The 14,438-nt window shown below is 72.0% G+C and carries 15 protein-coding genes; 9 read left to right on the top strand and 6 right to left on the bottom strand.

Annotation, left to right across the window (positions count from 1 at the left end):
- The 3 genes from DMH12_RS31270 to DMH12_RS31280 all read right to left on the bottom strand — a co-directional run.
- On the bottom strand, nucleotides 1-1,122 hold a 1,122-nt coding region (locus DMH12_RS31270), incomplete at its 3' end, for a DUF5667 domain-containing protein (RefSeq protein WP_185832657.1).
- A 232-nt stretch (nucleotides 1,123-1,354) separates the two neighbouring features.
- A complete protein-coding gene (locus DMH12_RS31275) occupies nucleotides 1,355-2,146 on the bottom strand; it encodes an ECF subfamily RNA polymerase sigma factor, BldN family (RefSeq protein ID WP_185832658.1) in 792 nt (263 codons plus the stop codon).
- 312 nt (nucleotides 2,147-2,458) lie between these two features.
- Nucleotides 2,459-3,388 (bottom strand): HAD family phosphatase, encoded by a 930-nt coding sequence (locus tag DMH12_RS31280; protein ID WP_185832659.1) that lies wholly within the window; start codon nucleotides 3,386-3,388, stop codon nucleotides 2,459-2,461.
- A 105-nt stretch (nucleotides 3,389-3,493) separates the two neighbouring features.
- On the opposite strand from DMH12_RS31280, the gene DMH12_RS31285 reads away from it, so the two are divergent.
- From DMH12_RS31285 to DMH12_RS31315, 7 genes are all read left to right on the top strand, one after another.
- Nucleotides 3,494-3,826, top strand: a complete 333-nt coding sequence (locus tag DMH12_RS31285) for a glutaredoxin family protein (RefSeq protein WP_399189448.1) — start codon at nucleotides 3,494-3,496, stop codon at nucleotides 3,824-3,826.
- A gap of 274 nt (nucleotides 3,827-4,100) precedes the next feature.
- On the top strand, nucleotides 4,101-4,865 hold the full coding sequence (locus tag DMH12_RS31290; protein WP_125494775.1) for a redox-sensing transcriptional repressor Rex: 765 nt from the start codon (nucleotides 4,101-4,103) through the stop codon (nucleotides 4,863-4,865).
- Nucleotides 4,862-6,568: a glutamyl-tRNA reductase gene (locus tag DMH12_RS31295; protein ID WP_125494776.1), complete on the top strand. Its 1,707-nt coding sequence runs from the start codon at nucleotides 4,862-4,864 to the stop codon at nucleotides 6,566-6,568. The genes DMH12_RS31290 and DMH12_RS31295 overlap by 4 nt, the downstream gene beginning before the upstream one ends.
- A complete protein-coding gene (hemC, locus tag DMH12_RS31300) occupies nucleotides 6,565-7,524 on the top strand; it encodes a hydroxymethylbilane synthase (protein WP_125494777.1) in 960 nt (319 codons plus the stop codon). The genes DMH12_RS31295 and hemC overlap by 4 nt, the downstream gene beginning before the upstream one ends.
- Nucleotides 7,521-9,218, top strand: coding sequence for a bifunctional uroporphyrinogen-III C-methyltransferase/uroporphyrinogen-III synthase (locus tag DMH12_RS31305; protein WP_125494778.1), 1,698 nt, complete (start codon nucleotides 7,521-7,523; stop codon nucleotides 9,216-9,218). The genes hemC and DMH12_RS31305 overlap by 4 nt, the downstream gene beginning before the upstream one ends.
- 112 nt (nucleotides 9,219-9,330) lie before the next feature.
- Nucleotides 9,331-9,516: a hypothetical protein gene (locus DMH12_RS31310; RefSeq protein ID WP_185832660.1), complete on the top strand. Its 186-nt coding sequence runs from the start codon at nucleotides 9,331-9,333 to the stop codon at nucleotides 9,514-9,516.
- Between the two features lie 774 nt (nucleotides 9,517-10,290).
- The gene (locus DMH12_RS31315) at nucleotides 10,291-11,139 is read left to right on the top strand and encodes a nitroreductase/quinone reductase family protein (RefSeq protein ID WP_125494779.1); all 849 of its coding nucleotides are present in this window, start codon (nucleotides 10,291-10,293) and stop codon (nucleotides 11,137-11,139) included.
- On the opposite strand, the gene DMH12_RS31320 is transcribed toward DMH12_RS31315, so the two are convergent.
- Together DMH12_RS31320 and DMH12_RS31325 are read right to left on the bottom strand one after the other, a co-directional pair.
- The gene (locus DMH12_RS31320) at nucleotides 11,136-11,546 is read right to left on the bottom strand and encodes an SRPBCC family protein (protein ID WP_125494780.1); all 411 of its coding nucleotides are present in this window, start codon (nucleotides 11,544-11,546) and stop codon (nucleotides 11,136-11,138) included. The two genes, DMH12_RS31315 and DMH12_RS31320, sit on opposite strands and share 4 nt — an antisense overlap.
- A 55-nt stretch (nucleotides 11,547-11,601) precedes the next feature.
- On the bottom strand, nucleotides 11,602-12,060 hold the full coding sequence (locus tag DMH12_RS31325) for a MarR family winged helix-turn-helix transcriptional regulator (protein ID WP_125494781.1): 459 nt from the start codon (nucleotides 12,058-12,060) through the stop codon (nucleotides 11,602-11,604).
- A gap of 118 nt (nucleotides 12,061-12,178) precedes the next feature.
- Between DMH12_RS31325 and hemB the strand changes: the two genes are divergently transcribed.
- Nucleotides 12,179-13,171 carry a porphobilinogen synthase gene (gene hemB, locus DMH12_RS31330; protein WP_125494782.1) on the top strand — a complete coding sequence of 331 codons (993 nt, stop codon included), beginning with the start codon at nucleotides 12,179-12,181 and terminating at the stop codon, nucleotides 13,169-13,171.
- A 49-nt stretch (nucleotides 13,172-13,220) separates the two neighbouring features.
- Here hemB and DMH12_RS39275 read toward each other — a convergent pair whose 3' ends face one another.
- Complete coding sequence (locus tag DMH12_RS39275; protein ID WP_185832661.1) at nucleotides 13,221-13,940, bottom strand: DUF4232 domain-containing protein; 720 nt, start codon at nucleotides 13,938-13,940, stop codon at nucleotides 13,221-13,223.
- Between the two features lie 209 nt (nucleotides 13,941-14,149).
- Here DMH12_RS39275 and DMH12_RS31340 point away from each other — a divergent pair.
- Nucleotides 14,150-14,438: helix-turn-helix transcriptional regulator (locus DMH12_RS31340; RefSeq protein ID WP_148107561.1), on the top strand; the 289-nt coding region annotated here is incomplete at its 3' end.

The raw sequence follows: 14,438 nt of genomic DNA on the forward strand, positions 1-14,438 counted from the left end.
GTCCTCCTTGGGCGGGTCGAGCAGGCCGCCGGTGCCGCCGCCGAGGAGTCCGTCGTCCTCGCGGCCGGAGTCGGACGACTCGCTGGGACCGCGGCTGTCGGTGCGGCCGCGGTCGGACGTGCCGGAGTCGCCGGTGCCGGGGGCCGGCGAGCGGTCGGTGCCGGGCTTGTCCGTGGTCGCCGGGCCGGAGCCGCCCGGGCGGCCGCCGGTGCCGCGGTCCTCGTCCTGGGAGGACGGGCGGGGCAGCATGGACTGCAGCGGGGTCACGTCGTCGTCTATGGCGTCGAACACCGACGACACCTGCTCACTGACGTCCCCCAGCTGCACGGGCAGCCGCTCGCGCAGCGCTCCCCAGGTCTCCCGGTGGGAAAGGGAGAAGGAGGAGAGGGCCCGCATGGGGTCCAGCGAGCCGGGGTCGTGGGCGTAGGCCGCGCTGAGCAGGCGGTGGCCCTCGGAGGCGTCGTGCTGCATGCCGGAGAGGGCGCGGCGGATCTCGTTGAGCGACTCGTGGTCGAGGGGGCCGCTGCGGCCGCGCTCCATCAGTCGTCGCGCCTCGCTGAGCCGGGTCGACGCCCGGTCCAGGTAGGCGCGGCCGCGCTCGTCGTTCCCGTCGGCCAGGCCGAGGCGGAAGTCCTCTATGCCGCGCTTGAGGCCGTACAGCGAGTCGCCGGGCAGGGCGTCCGAACTGGCGGCGGCGACTCCGCCGAAGGCTCCCGCGGCCACGCTCACGCTCAGTCCGCCCGCGGTGAGGCCCTTGGCCAGCCGTGACCGGGGCCGGAACCTGCTCAGGGGGGCCGCACGGTGGCTGCCGCGCGCCCGGCGTTGCTCCGGGACCGACGTGTCCCCCGCCCCATCGCCCGCGGTGCCCTCCTGCAGCATGGCCTCGAACGCGGCCACCAGCTGGGCCCGCTGGACGACCTTGACCTCGGGATCCAGCTGCGGCCGGGGCAGTGTCTCCAGACCCTGCGCGAGGGTCACCAGATGACCCTGCTCGGTCGGATCCGCGGTGGCCCCGGCGGTCGCCGCTCCTTCGGGCTGCTCGGCCGCCCCGGGATCGGACTGCTCCTCCAGAGCCTGGGCGAAGGCGTTCGCCCGCCGGTGTGCCGATACGTTCGCGATCACTGGCGGCACCTCCTCTCGCTCTCGTCATGACGGTCGACTCCCCAGGGGGTCCTGAGGGTTGCACGCCCCGATCGGAACCATCCGATCGGGTGATCGGAGTCGGCCGGGTAGTGACCACAGGGAGCCTGCATCCCGCACAACGAGCGGCGCGGCACTTGGGTTACGGACGGTGGATGATCGGACCGCTGTCCCAACCGACTTTCACCGATGGTGATTTGGAAAACGCGGAGGGTCAGCGGGCGTCGTCCGGGAGCAGCCGGGCGAGGGTGCGCACGGCGCGGTACTGGAGCGTCTTGATGGCGCCCTCGTTCTTGCCCATGACACGGGCGGTCTCGGCGACCGAGAGCCCCTGGAGGAAGCGCAGCGTGACGCACTCCTGCTGCTGCGGGTTGAGCCGGCGTACCGCCTCCAGCAGGGCGGCGTTCGAGAGCGACTCGAGGACGGAGTCCTCGGGGGACCGCTCGACCTCGTTGGCGTCGAGCATCTCGCCGGTGGTGACCTCCAGCCGGAAGCGGCTGGACTTGAAGTGGTCGGCGACGAGGTTGCGGGCGATGGTCACCAGCCAGGCGCCGAAGTCACGGCCCTGCCAGGTGAAGGTGCCGATGCGCCGCAGGGCCCGCAGAAAGGTCTCACTGGTGAGGTCCTCGGCGGTCGCCTTGCCGCCCACGCGGTAGTAGATGTAGCGGTAGACGGTGTCGCTGTACTGGTCGTAGAGCCGGCCGAAGGCGTCGGCCTCACCGGCCTGGGCGCGTTCGACCAGGTCCATCATGCGGGCGCTGTCGCTGTCCGCGGCGGGGCGGCGGTGGGTGGCGGCGGCCCCGGACGACGACGACCGCGCGCGTCTGCCGACGGCGGCGCTCCCTTCGGCCAGTGCGTAGCACGGACCGGCGGGCGCGGCGGCGGCGGCGAGGGCGGGGACGGCATACGCGGTGGGGACGAAGCCGCGCAACAGGTCTTGGGCTGATTTGACCGTTGCGCGCAGCGTAGCCAGGCCCGAGGCGTCAACCCCGACGTGTGGGTACACGGGACTCCCAGAGGCAGAGCTTCCATCACGTGCAGTTCGGAACCTGTCACCCGTCGTAGCGAAGGTGGGGCACCGGAATGCGTCTGAGGAGAATAACGCTTCGTACAGGCGCTGCTACGCCCAGTTGCTCAAATCATCGATTACGTCGCTTCTGTGCCCGATTGACGCTCGATCAGATGCCGCAAAGTGATCAGCGAATGACCGAAACGGTTCGGGTTCCTTGTTGCTACAGAGCGTGTTGTGGTCGATGTGAGGAAGTGTGAGAAAGCGGGACTGGAGGGGGCGTCCCGCGGGTACGTCACATTGCTTGGGTCAGCGGCGGCGGCGGTGCAGCGCGATGGCCGCCGCGGTGCCGCCCGCCACCGCGCCGACGCCCGCGGCCGCGGGGATGCCGACCTTCGCCGCCTTGCGGCCGGTGCGGTAGTCGCGCAGGCGCCACTCCAGCTCCCGGGCGTGCTTGCGCAGCTTGGAGTCGGGGTTGATCGCGTACGGATGTCCGACCAGCGACAGCATCGGGATGTCGTTGTGCGAGTCGCTGTAGGCGGCGCAGCGGGACAGGTCCAGGTGCTCCGCCGTGGCCAGCGCCCGTACCGCCTCGGCCTTCGCCGGGCCGTGCAGGGGCTCGCCGACGAGCTTGCCGGTGTAGACGCCGCCGATGGACTCGGCCACCGTGCCGAGCGCGCCGGTCAGGCCGAGGCGGCGGGCGATCACCTGGGCGATCTCCACCGGGGCCGCCGTGACCAGCCATACCTTCTGTCCGGCGTCGAGGTGGGCCTGGGCGAGGGCGCGGGTGCCGGGCCAGATCCGCTCGGCCATGTACTCGTCGTAGATCTCCTCGCCGATCGACTTCAGCTCGGAGACGCGGTGGCCCTTGACGATGGACAGTGCGGAGTCGCGGGCGTCCTGCATGTGCTCCGGGTCCTCGAGCCCGGCCAGCCGGAAGTACGCCTGCTGCCAGGCGAACCGGGCGAGGTCGCGGGTCTCGAAGAACTTCCGCTTGTACAGGCCCCGGCCGAAGTGGAAGATCGCGGCGCCCTGCATCACGGTGTTGTCGAGGTCGAAGAAGGCCGCCGCGCGGTCGTCGCCGTGGACCGGGAACTCCGGTTCACCGCCGGAGCCGGGCGCGGTCTCCTGTGCGGCCTCGGCGGACTTGCGGGCTGCCTCCGCCGAGGCCTCGCCTGCCAACACGCTCCGCGCCGTGGCGGAGCGCCTACGGGGAGAGAGCCATCCGAGAGCGGCCATGTCCGTGAGCATAGCCAGTTTGTTCGGAGGCTTCGGAGCCGAGAGGTTCGCAGGCTGTGAACTCTGGACGACGGGGTCGTCGAAGGGCGCGGGAGAATGGCCTGCATGAGCCCCCTCTTCCGCCGAAAGCCCGCGCAGGCCCCGCAGACCCCGGGGGCCCCGCACTCCGCCCAGTCCCCTGAGCATTCCGAGAACCATCTCGTCACCCTCATCCGCAAACCCGGCTGTCACCTGTGTGATGACGCACAGCTCGTCGTGGAGAAGGTCTGTGCCGACCTGGGTGTCCCCTGGGAGGGGAAGGACATCACCCAGGACCGCCAACTGCACGACCAGTACTGGGAGCAGATTCCGGTCGTCCTGGTCGACGGCAGGCAGCACACCTTCTGGCGTGTGAACGAGGAACGGCTGCGCAAGGCACTGACCGACCAGTCCAAGTAGTCCGTATGGTCGCTTAGGATCGATGGTGACCAGGTCTCGGGGGCGTTGATCGTGAGGAGCGTGTACGGCTTTGCCCCCGATGAGTGAGGAACGAGGGTGCGTGTGCACCGGTTCCCGCCCCGTGCGCCGGGGGCGCGTGACCCCGGTCACGTTGGCCGGGCAAATCGGACACCATCTTTGTGCACGCGTTCACAAAGACATAGCCTGCATTCGACGGGGCGGTCATGTAGGGACGTATGACCGCCTACAGCCCCGCTCTACCCGCAGGAGCACCGTGGCAACTGGCCGAACACACCGACCGGCGACCCGCAGCCGAGGGATTCCCGAGGCCACCGTCGCCAGGCTTCCGCTGTACCTCCGCGCCCTCACCGCGCTCTCCGAGCGCTCGGTGCCCACGGTCTCCTCCGAGGAGCTGGCGGCCGCGGCCGGGGTCAACTCCGCGAAGCTCCGCAAGGACTTCTCCTACCTCGGCTCCTACGGGACCCGGGGCGTCGGGTACGACGTCGAGTATCTCGTCTACCAGATCTCCCGTGAACTCGGCCTCACCCAGGACTGGCCGGTTGTGATCGTCGGAATCGGTAACCTCGGTGCCGCCCTCGCCAACTACGGCGGGTTCGCCTCCCGCGGATTCCGGGTCGCCGCGCTCATCGACGCCGATCCGGGGATGGCCGGAAAGCCCGTGGCCGGCATCCCGGTGCAGCACACGGACGAGCTGGAGAAGATCATCGAGGACGACGGTGTCTCGATCGGCGTGATCGCGACCCCCGCCGGCGCCGCCCAGCAGGTCTGCGACCGGCTCGTGGCCGCCGGCGTCACCTCCATCCTGAACTTCGCGCCGACCGTGCTGAACGTCCCCGAGGGCGTCGACGTGCGCAAGGTCGACCTCTCCATCGAGCTGCAGATCCTCGCCTTCCACGAGCAGCGCAAGGCCGGCGAGGAGGCCGCGGCCGACGGCGTCGCACCGCCCTCCGTCGCCCGCAAGCAACGCCCCACCGAGCAGGGACCCGACGGGGACGTACCCGCCGTGATGCCGGCATGAGCCTCCTCGTCGTCGGGCTGAGCCACCGCAGCGCCCCCGTCAGCGTCCTGGAGCGGGCGTCGCTCGGCGAAGACGCGCAGTTCAAGCTGTTGCAGGACACGGTCGCCGCGGAACCGGCCACCGAGGCCGCGGTGCTGGCCACCTGCAACCGCATCGAGCTGTACGCCGACGTGGACAAGTTCCACGCCGGTGTCGCCGAGCTGTCCACGCTGCTCGCCCAGCACAGCGGGGTCGGCCTGGAGGAGCTCACTCCCCATCTCTACGTGCACTACGAGGACCGCGCCGTCCACCACCTGTTCTCGGTGGCCTGCGGGCTCGACTCGATGGTGGTCGGCGAGGGGCAGATCCTCGGCCAGATAAAGGACTCCCTGGCCCGCGCCCAGGACCTGCACACCGCCGGCCGGCTCCTGAACGACCTGTTCCAGCAGGCGCTCAGGGTCGGCAAGCGCGCCCACTCCGAGACCGGCATCGACCGCGCCGGGCAGTCCCTGGTCACCTTCGGCCTGGAGCAGCTGGCCGCGGGGGCCGACCCGCAGACCTGGGCGCAGGGCAAGAAGGCCCTGGTCATCGGCGCCGGCTCGATGTCGTCGCTGGCCGCCGCGACGCTGGCCCGGGCCGGGGTCGCCGAGATCGTGGTCGCCAACCGCACCTTCGAGCGCGCCGAGCGCCTCGCGCAGATCCTCTCCGAGGGCGACGACACGGACGTGCTGGCCCGCGCGGTACCGATGGACGCGGTGCCGTTCGAGCTGACACGTGCCGACGTGGCCGTCTCCTGCACCGGCGCGACCGGCCTCGTCCTCACCGCCGACTCCGTCGCCGCGACGGTGGAGGGCCGTACCGGTGCCCCCGCCGCCGAGGCCGACGGCGTACGGGACGAGCCGGAGGCCGCCACCGCGCCGCTGCCGTCCCCGGGTGCCGCCGCCGACGAGAACTGCCCGCTGGACCTGTCCACCGTGCCGACCGGCTTCTCCGTCATGGGCGAGGCCGCCGTGGCCGGGATGGACGCCGCGACGCTGGAGCAGCACGGGGCCTGGGCCGCGGGCGGCGCGGCGGTGGACCGGCCGCGCGAGACCGGGCGGCCGGGTCCCGAGGCGGACGCCGAGCTGATCGGCGCGCTCGCCGCGACCGCCGCGAGCGTCGGCCGGATCCCCGAGCGCCGCCGGCCCGAGCCGGTCGCCGAGGTGCCGCGCCCGCAGCCCGTGCTCTTCCTCCTCGACCTCGCCATGCCGCGCGACATCGACGCCGCCGTGCACCGGCTGGCCGGGGTGCGCCTGGTCGACATCGAGTCCCTCGCCGACGCCTCCGCCGACGCGCCGATGGCCGCCGACGTCGACATGGTCCGCCGCATCGTCGCCGACGAGGTCGCGGCCTTCGGCGCCGCCCAGCGCGCGGCGCACATCACGCCCACCGTGGTCGCGCTGCGCAGCATGGCCGCCGAGGTGGTGGCCGGTGAGATCGCCCGGCTCGAAGGGCGGCTGCCCGGCCTCGACGGCAAGCACCGCGCCGAGATCACCCAGACCGTCAAGCGTGTGGTCGACAAGCTGCTGCACGCGCCGACGGTACGGGTCAAGCAGCTCGCGGCCGAACCCGGCGGCGCCGGGTACGCGGACGCGCTGCGCACCCTGTTCGACCTCGACCAGGAGACGGTGGCCTCCGTCTCCCGCGCCGAGAACAGCACTGAGAAGAACCGAGGGCCGGCATGACTGAGAAGGCACTGAGGCTGGGGACGAGGCGGAGCAAGCTCGCCATGGCCCAGTCCGGGCAGGTGGCGGACGCCGTGAGCCAGGTGACCGGTCGGCCCGTTGAGCTGGTCGAGATCACCACGTACGGGGACGTCTCGCGAGAGCAGCTGGCGCAGATCGGCGGCACGGGCGTGTTCGTCGCCGCGCTGCGCGAAGCGCTGCTGCGGGGCGAGGTGGACTTCGCGGTTCACTCGCTCAAGGACCTCCCCACCGCGCAGCACGAGGGCCTTGTGGTGGCCGCCGTGCCGGAGCGCGAGGACCCGCGGGACGTGGTCGTCGCCCGGGACGCGCGCAAGCTGACCGACCTCCCGCGCGGGGCGCGCATAGGCACCGGCGCGCCGCGCCGCATGGCACAGCTCAACGCGTACGCCCGTACCCACGGGTTGGAGATCGAGACGGTCCCGATCCGGGGCAACGTCGACACCCGCATCGGATACGTCCGCAGCGGGGAGCTGGACGCCGTCGTGCTGGCCGCCGCCGGACTGAACCGGGTGGGCCGCAGCGACGAGGTGACCGACTTCCTGTCGGTCGACACGGTTCTGCCCGCCCCCGGCCAGGGGGCACTGGCGATCGAGTGCGCGGCGGACAACGCCTCGCTGATCGCCGCGCTCGGCGAACTCGACGACCCGTTCACGCGGGTCGCCGTAACGGCCGAGCGGTCACTGCTCGCCGCCCTGGAGGCCGGCTGCAGCGCCCCTGTGGGCGCCTTGGCCGACCTTCTGGCCGACGGGCAGACTGTCAAGGAAATGCGCCTGCGCGGCGTCGTCGGCACGACCGACGGCTCGACGCTGGTGCAGCTGTCCACCACCGGTCCCGTGCCCGAGACGCACGAGGCGGCGCTGGCATTCGGTCGCGAACTCGCCACCGAGATGCTCGCCCAGGGCGCGGCCGGTCTGATGGGGGAGCGAGCACATTGAGCCCCACCGCCTTTCCCGCCGGTCCGGAACACGGGCACGTCACCTTCCTCGGTGCCGGACCCGGAGATCCGGGACTGCTGACTCTGCGCGCCGTGGAGGCGCTGGCGCACGCGGACGTCCTCGTCGCCGAGCACGAGGTGCTCGACGTCGTACGTACGCACGCGCGGCAGGGCGTGTCCGAAGTGCACACGGATGCCGACCCGTCGGATCCGGGCACAGGAGCGCCCCAACTGAAGGTAGTTGACGGCGCGTCAACGACCTCGGGCGTCCCCGCTGTGCGGGATGCCGCACATCTTGTCATGGAGGCCGCGCGGGGCGGCAGGCGGGTCGTGCGTGCGGTGACCGGGGACCCCGGGCTCGACGCGTACGCCGCCGAGGAGATGCTGGCGTGCGCCGCGGCCGGGGTGCCCTTCGAGGTGGTCCCCGGTATCGCGAACGCCGTCGGCGTGCCCGCGTACGCCGGTGTGCCGCTGCGTGACGCCGAGGGCGCCGACGTGCGGTTCGTGGACGCCCGTACGGCCTCCGGCCGCTGCTGGACCGAGGTCGGTGCCTCGGACGGCACGGTCGTGGTCTCGACGACGCTGGACTCGGTGGCCGCGGCCGCCGGCGAGCTGGTGTCGGCGGGCCGCAAGCCGGACACGCCGCTGACGGTGACGATCGCCGGCACGACGACGCGGCAGCGCACCTGGACGGCGACGCTCGGCACAGTGGCCCAGACCCTGAAGCAGGCGAAGGTGCTGCCGTCCCCGGACGGTGGCCGCCCGGTGATAGCCGTGGTCGGCGAGCGTTCCGCCGCCGCCCGGCGCGACCAGTTGTCGTGGTTCGAGTCCAAGCCGCTGTTCGGCTGGAAGGTCCTCGTGCCGCGGACGAAGGAGCAGGCGGCGTCGCTCTCCGACCAGCTGACGTCCTACGGCGCCGTGCCGCACGAGGTCCCGACCATCGCGGTGGAGCCGCCGCGCACCCCGCAGCAGATGGAGCGGGCGGTCAAGGGCCTGGTCACGGGCCGCTACGAGTGGATCGCGTTCACCTCGGTCAACGCGGTGAAGGCGGTCCGGGAGAAGTTCGAGGAGTACGGGCTCGACGCCCGCGCCTTCGCCGGGATCAAGGTCGCCGCGGTGGGCGAGCAGACGGCCAACGCCCTGATCGCCTTCGGCGTGAAGCCGGACCTGGTGCCGAGCGGCGAGCAGTCGGCGGCCGGTCTCCTGGAGGACTGGCCGCCGTATGACCCGGTCTTCGACCCGATCGACCGTGTCTTCCTGCCGCGGGCGGACATCGCGACCGAGACCCTCGTCGCCGGGCTGATCGAGCTGGGCTGGGAGGTCGACGACGTCACGGCCTACCGCACGGTGCGCGCCTCGCCGCCGCCGGCCACCACCCGGGAGGCGATCAAGGGCGGCGGCTTCGACGCGGTGCTCTTCACGTCGTCGTCCACGGTCCGCAACCTGGTCGGCATCGCGGGCAAGCCGCACAACGTCACGGTGATCGCGTGCATCGGCCCGGCGACGGCCAAGACGGCCGAGGAGCACGGCCTGCGGGTCGACGTCATGGCTCCGGAGCCGTCGGTGCTGAAGCTGGCGGAGGCCCTGGCCGACTTCGGCACCCGGCGCCGCACGGCGGCCGTGGAGGCCGGCGACCCGGTGACCCGGCCGAGCGAACGGCGGCCGGGGGCGCGCAGACGGCGGTCCTCTACGTGAGGTGAGGCGGGGCGTCCCCTGGGGGCGCCCCGCAGTGTTCGTTCCGTCAGTCCCCGGCGACGTACGGCAGGAAGGCCGTCCACGTGTCCGAGGTGAGGTCGAGGCGGGGGCCATGCTCATTCCACTTTCGCAGACCGGCTTCAGCGGCCCGTCGCTTCTCGTGTGTGCGGCGATCTGGCTGTTCTTCGCCGGGCTGTGGACGGCCGGCCTGTACATCGCGAGGCGTCGGTACGCGAAGTACAGTCGCGTCCTCCAGGGCGCGGGCGTCGACTGGCCGCCGACCTCGTCACTTGCCTAGAAGCGCGGCCGGGCGCGCGAGCAAGTGAGGTGAGGCGGGGCCTTCCTGGAGGCGCCCCGCCTCACCGTTCGGCCGGGGTGGTGCGGCCGGTGTTCCTACCAGGCGGTGGCGCCGCAGTCCTGCGCGCCGGTGGGGTAGTTCCGCAGGCAGACGCGGGAGCCCGCGTCGGTTCCGTTCCAGTGGTAGCCGGTGGAGTTCTTGGAGTTCTGGATCCAGTAGGAGTAGGAGACGGCCGTCCAGCCGTATCCGCCCGAACCGACGCGCTTGCGCTGGAGCTCGAAGTAGCACTCGTTGTTGTTCCACGACTGCCCGACCGCCTGGACGGAGACGTCGGACTGGCCGGTGTGTGCGGAGGCGGCCTGTGCGGTGCCGCCGGCGAGGAGCGTGGCCGCGGAACGGGTGCGGGAGTCGACTCACGTTTCCCCCTTGGTCTCGGACCTCGTCTCGGATTGCCGAGGTACGCGCCGATGCTGTCAAGGAGTGCCTGTGAACACGTCGAACGAGGAACTGACTTCCCCTGGAACGAGCGGGGTATACCCAGGGCGGTAGCGCAACCCGCCTCGCCCCGACGTGCGTTGACAGGCGGCGGGCGGGTGCGTGTAATGAGGATGGTGCCGCGTGGCGCCGGTCAAAGAGCAGTGGGCCGACCGGCGATCGGGCGAGCGCCCTTCACCCAAAGGGTCCGTGATGCGTTCCTACTCCGCGCCCTGACACGACGCAGCCCCTGAGCACGTCGTCGTCCCTCTCGCACTTTCCCGGAGACCCGAGAACCGTATGCCCACGTCTTTCCAGCAGCCCGTCACGCACGAGGACGGGAACCTGCTCCTGCTCACCACCACCGGCGCCCGGACGGGGCGCCCGCGCACCACCACGCTCGGCTACGTCCGCCACGGCGGCGCCCTCCTGGTCGTCGCCTCCAACCTCGGTGCACCCCGCCATCCCGGCTGGTACCACAACCTGCTCGCCCATCCCGTCGTCGGCGTGGAGATCGGCTCCCGCTCCTTCGAAGCGCTCGCGGTCCCCGCCGAGGGGGCCCGGCGCGAGGAACTGTTCGCGCACGTCGTACGGGCGGCGCCCGGTTGCGGCGACCACCAGGCCCGGACCGCGAGGCCGCTGCCGGTGGTCGTGCTGGAGCGGGCCGAGCCCGAGGGGTGGGAGGCGCCGGAAGAGGTCCGTACCCTCGCCGACAAGCTCCTTGAGGTGCACACCTGGCTGCGGGGGCAGCTGCGGCAGGTGCGGGCCGAGGCCGAGGCGCACTTCGCGTCCCCGGGGCCGGCCGGTGCGCCCGGCCTCGGGCTCCAGATCAGGCAGCGGTGCCTCGCGTTCTGCCAGGCGCTGGAGTTCCACCACGTGAGCGAGGACGGGCACCTCTTCCCGGGGATCGCCCAGCACCACCCCCACCTGGCCGACGTCTTCGACCGCCTCGCCGACGAGCACCGCACGGTCGCCCGCTTGCAGGGCGAGCTGGCGGACCTGCTGGCCGACATCGCCGGCGCCGATCCACGGCGCTTCCGGGGCGAGCTGGCGGAGATGTCCGCACAGCTGAACGCCCACCTCGACTACGAGGAGGAGGTGCTGCTCCCGCTGTTGGCCGAGGTGCCGTGGCCGCCGGTCGCGCCTTAGACGGCCTCCAGTACTCCCTTGAGACGGGCCAGGTCGGCGGCGACCGTGGAGGCGTCGCGCTCGAAGTCGGCGTCGCCGGCCCCCGGCTGCCGGCGGACGGTGAACACCACCTCGCTGCCGGTGCCGTCGGCGATCACACGGACCGGGTTGTGGACGGTCTCCCCGGACGGCAGCGTGACGTGGTGGTCGAGCACCCCCAGCCCGTTGCGGGGGACGAAGGCGACCTCGACCCGGCCCATGGGGGAGGAGACGGCGAACCAGCGGCCGTCGACCTGCTCCATGGATCCGCCCAGCCCGTGCGCCCAGCCGGGCAGGTTGGCCGGGTCCGAGGCGTAGGCGTAGACCTCGTCGACGGTGCGGTCGATGTGGACGCTGACGTGGCGCGACTGCCTGCCGGTGTCGTTCATGGCAGCGACGGTAGCGGGCCGCCCCGCGCCCTTTCTTGAACGAATCGGACAGACCCTAGTGGTGCCAGGCCTTGCCGCCCGTGTTGTGGATGAAGCGCTGGAGCACCTTCACGGTGGTCAGGTACTCCTCGTCGGAGATCCCGGCGTGGCGCTCCGTCCACAGGTCGCGCTGGAGGGCGGCCGCCTTCGCGTGGAAGGCGCCGCCCTCGGGGGTGAGGGTCAGCCGGCCGTCGGGGGACTGGGCGATCCAGCCCCGGGTGACGGTCGCGTCGATCTCCGACTCCATCACCTCCGGGCCCGCGTCGAGGTAGTTCCGCAGGAGGCGGGAGACCTCGTCGCGGGTCTTCGGGGTGCCGGCGCCGGCGACCTGGGCGAGGACCCACCACTGGGGCTGGGTCGTGCCGATCTCGGCGAGGGCGGCGCGGGTGCGGGTGACGACCGCGTTGTAGGCGGCCCAGCTCCAGTAGCCGATGGGCTGGTGGATCAGGTCGGCGTCGCTGTGCGAGTAGTCCATGGCGCCGACCGTAGAAACTGAAGCCTGGTTGAGGTCAAGGGGTCGAGGAGTCGAGGGTTCTCCCGGTCCGACTGCCCGTCGGCAAAGGCACGGGTGGGGCGGGCGTAGCGTAGGAGCCATGACGACGTACGGATCCTTTCCCGGCACCCGGCCCCGGCGGCTGCGGACCACCCCCGTGATGCGTCGGATGGTCGCCGAGACCCGGCTCCACCCCGCAGACTTCATCCTCCCCGCCTTCGTGCGCGAGGGCGTGCGGGAGCCGGTGCCGATCGCCGCGATGCCCGGGGTCGTCCAGCACACCCGGGACACCCTCAAGAAGGCCGCCGCCGAAGCGGTCGAGGCCGGGATCTCCGGGATCATGCTGTTCGGCGTGCCGGAGGAGGAGAAGAAGGACGCCGTCGGCACGACGGGGACGGACCCGGACGGGATCCTCCAGGTCGCGCTGCGTGACGTGCGGGCCGAGGTCGGCGACGACCTGCTCGTCATGTCCGACCTCTGCCTGGACGAGTTCACCGACCACGGGCACTGCGGTGTGCTCGACGCCGAGGGGCGGGTCGACAACGACGCCACCCTGGAGCGGTACGCCGAGATGGCCCAGGTCCAGGCCGACGCGGGCGCCCATGTGGTCGGGCCCAGCGGGATGATGGACGGCCAGATCGGCGTCGTCCGGGACGCGCTGGACCAGATCGGGCGGGAGGACGTCGCCATCCTCGCCTACACCGTGAAGTACGCGTCCGCCTTCTACGGGCCCTTCCGCGAGGCCGTCGGGTCCTCGCTTCAGGGGGACCGCAAGACCTACCAGCAGGATGCCGCGGGCGCGCGGGACGCGATGCGCGAGCTGGCGCTGGACCTCGAGGAGGGCGCCGACATGGTGATGGTCAAGCCGGCCGGTCCCTACCTCGACATCCTCGCCAAGGTCGCCGAGGTCTCGGACGTGCCCGTCGCCGCCTACCAGATCTCCGGCGAGTACTCGATGATCGAGGCCGCCGCCGAGAAGGGCTGGATCGACCGCGACCGGGCCATCCTGGAGTCGCTCACCGGGATCAAGCGGGCGGGCGCCCGCAACATCCTGACCTACTGGGCGACCGAGGCCGCTCGCACACTGCGCTGACCGACCGGTGCCGGCCCCGCACGCACGGCGTGCGTGCGCGCGTACCCCTTCAGTACTCGAGCGCGTTCGCGGCGCTGGTCTGCCAGTACGTGACCGTCAGGGTGCTGTCGACGAACACGCCGTCCGAGGGCAGCGTGACCCGGGCGATGGAGCCGTCCTCGAAGGGGATGGTGAGGGTCTGCGTGTCGTAGCCGCCCTCGCCGCTGCCGTCGCCGGACGACAGCCGCACACCCGCGTAGCCGGACTCGCCGGGGGCCAGCGTCGTCAGCGACTGCGGCTTGCTGGACTCCGCGACGGGCGGCACCGACTGGGCCTCGCCGAACCGGGCCGCCGGGTACTCGGGCAGCGCGCAGGTCTTCGAGCCGGTGTTGGTCGCGGTCAGCAGCAGGTGGTTGATCGGGCGGGGCGCGTTCGCCGCGGTGATCCGCACGTCGGAGGCGGAGCACTTGCCGGGCAGGCCCGGGTCGGACTGGTCTTCGCCGGTGCCCGAGCCCGCTTCGGTGCCCGCGCCGGCTTCGGCGCCCGAGCCCGCGGCAGAACCGGCGCCGGCGCCGTTCCCGGAGTTCGGCGCCTGGCCGGTCCCCTCCTTCGCGTCGCCCGACCCGCCCTTCGCGGAGGGCTGGTTGGTGTTCCCGGCCACGGAGGTGTTGGCGGCCGGGGCCGGGGCGCCCGAGTCGACGCCGTCGCCCTCACAGGCCGTCAGGGAGAGCGCGGCCAGTGCCACCGTGGTAGCGGCGAACAGGCGGGTGCGAGTGGTGCGTGCGGACATGGAGGCCCCCTGTGAATCTGTTTACTGAGGTGAGCCGCTCGACCGTTCGCCGGGAGCGGCTGCTTGGATGACCACAGCTTGCGGTCGGGTCCGTCCCGGCCGCCAGCGACCGCGGAGCATACGGGACGGTGGGACGCCCGGAACGCTCTGACCTGCGGGAACAACGTCCCTCTGGGACGCGGTACGGGGATGCGAGAGAGGGTGGAACGGTGGCGGGGGACGACTTCGCGGGACTGCTGCGGGAGTTGAAGGAGCGGTCCGGGCTCAGCTACGGGGCACTGGGCAAGCGGCTGCACATGAGCGGCTCGACCCTGCACCGGTACGTCAGCGGAGAGGTGGTGCCGGTCGAGTTCGCCTCCGTCGAACGCCTCGCCCGCGTGTGCCGGGCGACCCCCGAGGAACTGCTCGAACTCCACCGCCGCTGGATCCGCGCGGACGCGCTGCGCGGCGTGAAGAAGGAGGAGAGCGGGGAGGCCGAGGGGGCGGAGGCGGCTGAGG

This window comes from Streptomyces sp. WAC 04229 (assembly GCF_003947455.1).
Classification (GTDB): Bacteria; Actinomycetota; Actinomycetes; order Streptomycetales; family Streptomycetaceae; genus Streptomyces.